The 7,905-nt window shown below is 46.9% G+C and carries 5 protein-coding genes; 2 read left to right on the forward strand and 3 right to left on the reverse strand.

Annotated elements, in window-relative coordinates:
* From V3S16_RS13715 to V3S16_RS13725, 3 genes are all read right to left on the reverse strand, one after another.
* On the reverse strand, nucleotides 1–2,331 hold a 2,331-nt coding region (locus tag V3S16_RS13715; RefSeq protein WP_413885874.1), incomplete at its 3' end, for a PAS domain S-box protein.
* Nucleotides 2,332–2,668: 337 nt separating this feature from the next.
* Nucleotides 2,669–3,349 (reverse strand): SOS response-associated peptidase, encoded by a 681-nt coding sequence (locus V3S16_RS13720; protein ID WP_413885876.1) that lies wholly within the window; start codon nucleotides 3,347–3,349, stop codon nucleotides 2,669–2,671.
* Nucleotides 3,350–3,366: 17 nt separating this feature from the next.
* Nucleotides 3,367–5,724, reverse strand: a complete 2,358-nt coding sequence (locus tag V3S16_RS13725; RefSeq protein ID WP_413885878.1) for a 6-phosphofructokinase — start codon at nucleotides 5,722–5,724, stop codon at nucleotides 3,367–3,369.
* A gap of 274 nt (nucleotides 5,725–5,998) precedes the next feature.
* On the opposite strand from V3S16_RS13725, the gene lexA reads away from it, so the two are divergent.
* Both lexA and V3S16_RS13735 read left to right on the forward strand, forming a co-directional pair.
* On the forward strand, nucleotides 5,999–6,571 hold the full coding sequence (lexA, locus tag V3S16_RS13730) for a transcriptional repressor LexA (protein ID WP_413885880.1): 573 nt from the start codon (nucleotides 5,999–6,001) through the stop codon (nucleotides 6,569–6,571).
* Between the two features lie 22 nt (nucleotides 6,572–6,593).
* On the forward strand, nucleotides 6,594–7,905 hold a 1,312-nt coding region (locus V3S16_RS13735; RefSeq protein WP_413885882.1), incomplete at its 3' end, for a DNA polymerase Y family protein.

The following is a 7,905-nucleotide window of genomic DNA, read 5'->3' on the forward strand; positions in this document are numbered from 1 at the left end:
GAGATCATATTCTTTCAGTGATTCCGAATACAACGAAACGGCGGTAAGCGGATTGTTCAGCTCATGAGCGACACCGGCAACAAACGTTCCGATGGAAGAGAGCTTTTCCGACTGGATAAGCTGTTGTTGCAGTATTTTATCCTGGGTAATGTCACGGATAATGCCCTGGTATCCCAGAATGCTTCCGTCAGTGCCTTTGCGAACCGATGACGTGAGCAGGCAATCCATCTTTACTCCACCTTTCTTTTGGAACTGAATCTCATAATCCCTCACGTATCCCGTCTTCTCTATTTCCTCCTGAAACTTCTCCCTGTCATCGGGATTAACGTATGTTTTCAGCACGTCAAGTTCCAGCATCTCTTCTTTTGTATAACCGAAAAGATCAAGCGCCGCCCGGTTGATGTCGATATATTTGCCATCCCTGCTGGTAATATATACGGCGTCTTTTGACTTCTCGAACAGGTCGCGGTATTTCTCTTCGCTTTCCATCAGCACTTCCTCGGCGAGCTTTCGTTCGGTTACATCTCTAGATATTTTCATCAAGCTGACAACAACGCCTTTATTGTCTTTAACCGGAGTGATGAACGATTCCCACCACATTTCTCTTCCCTTATTGGAATATGAAGCGTATTCTATTCCCATCACCTTTCCCTTACGCGCTAAATCGAGCGCCTCATTCACAACGGATCTGAATTCTTCTTTTACATTTTCAGTACAATCCACGCCCAGAATATCTTCCATGCTTTCCAGTTCATTGAGCCGTATTCCGCTGGGGTTCATGTAAAGATACCGGCCATTCACGTCTAAGTGACAGATACATTCAAACGAGTTTTCCACAAGGTTGCGGAATTTCTCCTCGCTTTCCCGTATAGCCTCCTCCGCTTTTTTGCGCTGGGTGATGTCTTCAAAAATCACCGCAAACTGATTCTGCTGCGGTTTATAGGCGTACACTGAATACCATTTACCCAAAGACTCGGAATATTGCTCAAACCTGACCACCTCTCCTGTAAGGGCGACTTTCCCATACAGGCCTATCCAGTCGGCGGGATCGTTTTCAATTCCAGGCAATGCCTCAGTAACTTTCTTACCGATTATGTCAGTCCGTTTCAATCCGGTCATGGTTTCAAACGCATCGTTAACTTCAAGGAAAACGTAGTCTACCGGTTTATTATTTTCATCTACTACAATCTCATGTAGAGCAAAACTATCGAGCATGTTGGAAAAGAGAAGACGATATTTCTCTTCGTTTGACGATAATGCCTCTTCCGCTTTCTTGCGCTCGGTAATGTCGCGAATTGCCGCCGTAAAAAGCCTTTCGCCGATTTCCTGCGGAAAAGCCTCTTCCACTCTGACTTCAAGCGGGAAGACCGCCTCATCCTTTCGGAGGCCTTCCAATTCAAGACGCCGTCCCAATATTTTCGCGGTTTTTTCCGTTAAATAGCGTTTTACGCCTGCTAAATGTGCGGCCCGGTATTTTTCCGGTATCAGAACTGTGATGTTCCGGCCTATCAGTTCATCCTCCGTATAACCGAAGATTTTGCAAAGTTCCTGATTCACTAAGCGGATGCGCAAGTCCTGGCCTGTGGTGATTATGCCTTCTCCAACCGTTGTGACTATGGCGCGAGTCTTTTGTTCTGAACTTATCAATTCCCGCGTTTTCTGATGAACACGGCGCACCATGGGACGGAAAATAAATAGCGCCTCCATCAGCAAAACCGACAGGGTAATTGCCAACACAGCCTTTTCAAAGCTATGAAGTTTGGCAACCTTCACTTCGCTTTCAATCTGGTACTGCTTCACCATCGCATCCAGGGAGTTTATTAATCTCGTTTTGGCTGCGGAAAAAATGTAGCGGGGTTGAGGATTTTTAGACGAAAGTTCGTTATCCGGGGTATTGATAATAACCCTGGCCTCGGATATATACTTGCGGACTTGCCTGTCCAAAAACATGGGAGAATCGAAATACATCGAACGTACCTTTGGGGAAGGATTTCCCGGGAGGTTCAAAGCCGGATCGCCGTAAACCAGGCCTTCATGCGACTTTTCCATGAGGTTGATTGCATCCAATAGCGGTTTGAGGTTTTCATCGTTTGATATGCTGTAATGTTTGTCAGCAAACGTGTGGGCATAATGAGCGATGCGCTGCGATAGCATTCGCTGGCGTCCGCTCACATTTACGACGGCGGCGCTAGTCTCCTCGGTCTCGATGACGTTGCTTAAACTGTAGTAAGCTGTAATCGAGAGCAGGGCTATCAGACTGAGGGCGAATATGTATCTCGCCGTCATGCCGTACGTACCCCGTGTATTTCCGGTCAGGTTCCTGCCGCCCATAGTTTATATGCCTTTATATTTATTCATGAAACGTGCCGTATTTGTGAAAGCTCAAGTAGCTGATAAATAAGAATATTTTCAAATTTCCATGCGAACGCAATATTGGAAGCAAAAAAGATAATAGCCGGAAGAAACAATCGGATATACATCAAAATGCCCTAACCCCACTTGATGAAATATTCTAATTGATGAAACTCCGATTACATCTTACCTGAATCTCAGGTGATGTTAAAGGGGTTCATATAGTTATCTCCTTGCCATTGCCTTGGGCTTGAAATGTGCCTAATAAGTGTGGGCGGATTAGTATTTTTGAAGAATAGTGAAATGAATCCTGGGGCTAAAGAGGTTCAATAAGCCGTATATTTTCATTTTTAGGGTCGTTAACCTCCTTTGATACTTCATAGGCTTCCATCTCCCGTGACGGCTCCTGCGACGGATCGTGTGACGGAAAAGAGCGCAATAGTTTTTTAAGGCTTTCAGGATCAACCGCCGAGTCTAACCACTTATCATAATCGTTTGGGCTTAATATCACGGGCATCCGATCATGGAGTTTGCCGACAATCTCATTCGCACCGGTGGTTATAAGGGTGCACGATTCGATAACCTCTTTCGGCCCCTCCCATATTTCCCACAGACCGGCTATACCCAACGGCTTTTTATCCTTCATGCGAATGTAATAAGGCTGTTTTCCGCTTTTCGTGCGCTTCCATTCATAAAAGCCGCTGGCGGGAACGATGCACCGACGCTTTTTGAAGGCCGCGCGGAATGAGGGTTTTTCATTTACCGTTTCCGCCCTGGCGTTTATCATCCGATTTCCGATCTCCGGTTTTTTCGCCCATGATGGCACAAGCCCCCATTTGAGCATTTTCAGTTCCCTTCCACCGTCCGCACTACGCACAACAGGAATAAGCTGTGAGGGTGCAATGTTATATCGTTTTGTTATTTCCACATATTTGCCTAGCTGGAACTGCTTGATAATTTCCTCAATCGATGAGGCCAATGTAAACCTTCCGCACATACAGTGATTTTACCTATTTATAGGGAGGCCAAGTTCTTTTCGTCTTCTTTTGTCAGGCTTCCGTAATGTTCCAGCCACTCGTAGTACATTTTAATGTCAAAAGAATTTGGATTTGCTATCACATAAGGAAGGTCTTCCAGATTGACCGTATCTTTGTCGAAAGAAGCCAGCGCTTTTCCCCTGGTCCCGGATGGATTTTGTAAAATAACCTTTACGGCTTCAAATCCCATTTTTTGCGCCAATTGGCCGTCGGTATATACAACATTGGCGTTTCTTTGTTCCCGTCCGATAATTTCGGTGGCAATTTTTACCGTATGTCCCAGCAGCATTTCCATCTCTTTTTTCAGCAGTATGGGCACTTTTTCCAGAGTGTGGTGTTCCGAACGCACGATTACGTGACTGTTTCCTATTTCAAAACCGCAGATAATCTTTTTCGCCACGCGTTTAATGATTTCCTGAGTAACCACAATTTCCGGTACGAACAGTCCCGCGGGTCCGGTCAAGATGGCGGTGTCCGAAGCTAGATGGCCGGAATCTCTTCCCATCACTACCACGTCGTAAACGTAATCGATCATGGCTCCCGAATCGGGCTTATGGAAGCTGTTTATCTTGTCGGCGTTATGAGAAGCCGCCGATTCCTCGCCTATGGTGTAGCCGTGCCCGTCGTTATCGATGCTTGATTGAATGCCCACTGCCGGAACGCCTTTCTCCGACAATGTCATTGCCGCCTGCATCGTACCGTCGCCTCCCACGCAGATCAGAAAGTCGAGTCGTCTTTTACGAATGTGGTAAATCGTTTTTTCAACGGCTCCGGGATTTGTGAATTCGGGATATCTTCCCGCTCCCGGACGCGCTCCCGGCGCGCCCAGCAAGTGATGAAAATGATCTTGAGGAAGCTCTCCGTAAAGCGGAAGGTCCAAAGTCAATCCTTTAAGGCCGTTGCGAATTACCGCCAAATCCACTTCATGTTTTTCGCAGGTGATAATTACCGACTTCAGAATATTGTTCATGCCCGGCGCCACGCCGCCGCTGAAAAGTATGCCGATCCGCTTTATTTCTTCCCTTGTTATCTCAACAGGAAACTCGATGCGCTGTTTTTTGCGTATGGTGGTTTCGCCCACAAGCGCGTCATAGGCGGTATAAGCCCTGGTTTCGGGATTGTAGGCGATCATTATCGATGTTTCCACGCTTTCCCGTTCCTTGCTGAGTGTTTCGTATGCCTCGTGAAACGGTCTTTTATCGAGAAAAATCAGGATATTATTGAGACGGCTGGAATGCGTGAAAGCAAAATTCAAAGCCGATTCATCCCCTGTTTCCATCCTTTTCCTTAAAGAAAGAATATCTTCCAGGTAATAGTCGATTTTATGTGCACCGCTTCCCAGAAAAATCCGGAAAGGATTCGAGATGAATTTTTTCGTCTCGTCCGCGGACAGGCCGGTTGCCGTTTGCAGCATTTCTTTTTCCATGGTTTTGGGGAGGTTTGTTTCAAGGCCGAAATCCTGTGAATTGTTCGCGGGATCGGACTCGATAGACGGCAGTTTTTCAGACGGTATTCCCGCGCGTTGCGAGAAAGTTTTCAGGAATATCTCCGCCACCTGTCTTGTGTTCGGACTTTCACTAACGGTAACGCGTGATGCTCCCATATCTATCGAAATACCGTGGGCCATGGCGGTTTTTTGCACGATTCCCAAAGCATCCGCCATTTTCGCCGATAGTTCTTTTGCCTTGCCTTTTCCGCTTTCGGTAATAACCTGCCCCTTTTTGCATCTGCGCCCGACCTTCTTTTTATTCGAGTTGTGAACGGATTCACCGTGACGGGAAAGCACCATGATTCTTGCCTTTTTCGGAAGGAGAATCATCCTGCCTTCCGGCAGGTGTATGATAATCTTGTTTTTCATCATTTCCTTCGATAACTTCTTTTCTTCAATGATGAGCGGCGAACTGCTTATTTCTTTGACGTTCAAGCCAAAGTTGTAAGTGTAAAAAGCCATCAACCGGTCGTGAAATTCCTTGTCGCTGTTCTGGAGGATGTAATTCCACGCCATGTCGAAGATCACCTGTCTGCCGTTGCATTCTCTCTCTATAAAGACGGCCTTTTTCCTTTTATAATCTTCAAAAGACCCGATGTATTCTTCCGGCGGTTTTCCTTTGTTTTTTTCCGGGTCATGGAAATGGGTTTTTCCGATTAGCTCTTTGTAAACAAAGCTCCGCAATTTTGGAGTTGCTTCCTTAAGCAGTTTCAAATCGGCCGCCGGATCGGCTTCCCTTTCCTGGCGGGCAAGTGATAGCAGGTCCTCGTCTAAAACAACCTCTTCCAGATTGCCTTTCGACAAAACGGCTTGTTTATAACCGATCCATTTATTGAGACTTTCCATGCTCATATTTTACGAGGTTTCAAGGTTTTATAGTGGATCGTCTCAAATTTTTTCCCTATGGTTGTCCTTGAGGCTTTTGGCTTCGCCGAAACTCCGCTTTGCTTCGTTTTATCCGATTCTTGGTGGAAAAAATTTTGCCTGCAACGTCAAAAACATGCGGTTTTCCAAACTTTATATGAGTGACAATAAATCCAGGTTACTTTTATACGCTACTCAATAATATGCTTGACGTGAACGAACGTTCACCTATAATGAAATCATGGAGGCAGGCAGGTTGGACCTAAGAATGGAGGCGCTGGCGAAGTTCTACCGTGAGAACAGGAGAATGCCGAGTTTTTCGGAACTTGGTGAAATATCAGGGCTTAAGTCAAAGAATGCCGTGTCCAAACTTGTTACGAAGCTCGAAAAGATGAACCTCCTTAAAAAGGACAAAAAGGGAAAGCTCATCCCTCTTTCGATGCCGCCTTTTTCCGGCGTCAGGGTGCTTGGCACGGTGGAGGCGGGCTTCCCCTCCCCGGCGGAAGAGGAACTGGCCGATATCCTCTCCTTGGATGAATTCCTCATTAAGAACCGAAACGCAACCTTCATGCTGAAAGTTTCCGGCGACTCGATGTCGGAAGCAGGAATAATCCCCGGCGACATGGTACTGATCGATAAAAGCCTTAGTCCGAAAAGCGGCGACATAGTTATCGCCTGTGTGGATGACCAGTGGACTATGAAGTTCTTGAGAAAGAGAGGCAAGAGCGTAACGCTTGTTCCGGCAAATCCGGCATATAAACCGATAAGGCCGAAAAGGGAACTGAGCATTGCCGGTGTAGTTACGGCAGTTATCAGGAAGTATAGCTAAAAAACTTCCTTAAGGAGGAGTGATGGGTTCCGGGTCGATAACCCTTGAAAGGTGGCCGAGAGCTATTTTGCATTTGGATGCCGACGCCTTTTTTGCTTCGTGCGAGCAGGCCGTCCAGCCCAGCCTTAAAGGAAAACCCGTCGTAACGGGAAAGGAGCGGGGCATAGTGTCGGCCGCAAGTTATGAGGCTAAGAGGCGTGGCGTCAAAAGGGCTATGCGGCTTTTTGAGGCGAAAAAAGCCTGCCCCGAAACGGTTTTTCTTCCCTCCGATTACGAGATGTACAGCATTTTTTCCGTGAGAATGTTTGAGATAATCAGGCGCTTTTCCCCGACGGTGGAAGAGTATTCGATAGACGAGGCGTTTGTCGATCTTTCCGGGCTAAGGCGGGTTCACCACGCCTCCTACGAAAAGATTGCGGAAAAGATGCGGGACACCGTGGAAAGAGAGCTGGATATTCCCGTCTCCGTGGGGGTAAGCCTTACAAAAGTCCTGGCAAAACTCGCCTCGAAACATAAAAAACCGCATGGCCTTGTGGCGGTAACGGGAAGGGATATTCCGCTTTTTCTGCAAAAATTCCCAATAGAAAAAGTCTGGGGGATCGGGAAAAACACGGCGGCGTTGTTAAGGAAATTCGGCGTAGATACCGCGTTGGATTTCGCCAGAAAGGACGAACGGTTTGTCGCCAAACGCCTTTCCAAACCGTACAGGGAGATATGGAACGAATTAAACGGGAGAACCGCGTATCCGGTTTCAACGGAATCGAAGAGTTCCTACAAGTCCATAAGCAAGACAAAGACATTTACACCGCCTTCCTCGGACAAGGCATACGTCTTTTCCCAGCTTTTCAAAAACCTTGAAAATGCCTGCATAAAGGCAAGGCGGCATAACCTAGCCGCTAAAAAGCTCATTCTTTTGACGAGAAGCCATGATTTCAGGGACCAAGGGTTGGAGTGCAGGCTGGATCGTCCTTCATCCTACCCCATGGAGATTTCCGAAATAGTCAAAGAAGGATTTAACGCGCTTTACAGGGAAGACATTCTTTACCGGCTTACCGGCGTTGTGCTGGCGGATTTGATGCCCGTAAGAAACGTTCAATTCTCACTTTTCGATGATGCCGTTAAAATCGAGAAAATGTCGCGCATTTACGATGTCATGGATTTGTTGGCGGGAAAGTTCGGCAAGCATGCGGTACATCATGCCGCCAGTTTGCAAGCGAACCTGCGGGCACAGCATGAGGGGGAGAGGGGTAACGTTTCCCTTAGAAAAACGGAACTGCTGAAAGGCGAAAACAGCAGGCAGAGGCTTGGCTTACCGTTCCTGCAAATAAAGATAT

Origin of the sequence: Candidatus Desulfatibia sp. (assembly GCF_036446775.1) — a bacterium.
Classification (GTDB): domain Bacteria; phylum Desulfobacterota; class Desulfobacteria; order Desulfobacterales; family UBA11574; genus Desulfatibia_A.

Excerpts from the sequence above, each read along its gene's own strand:
- V3S16_RS13720 (WP_413885876.1), bottom strand. The coding sequence starts at position 3,349 with ATGTGCGGAAGGTTTACATTGGCCTCATCGATTGAGGAAATTATCAAG.
- V3S16_RS13725 (WP_413885878.1), bottom strand. The coding sequence starts at position 5,724 with ATGGAAAGTCTCAATAAATGGATCGGTTATAAACAAGCCGTTTTGTCG.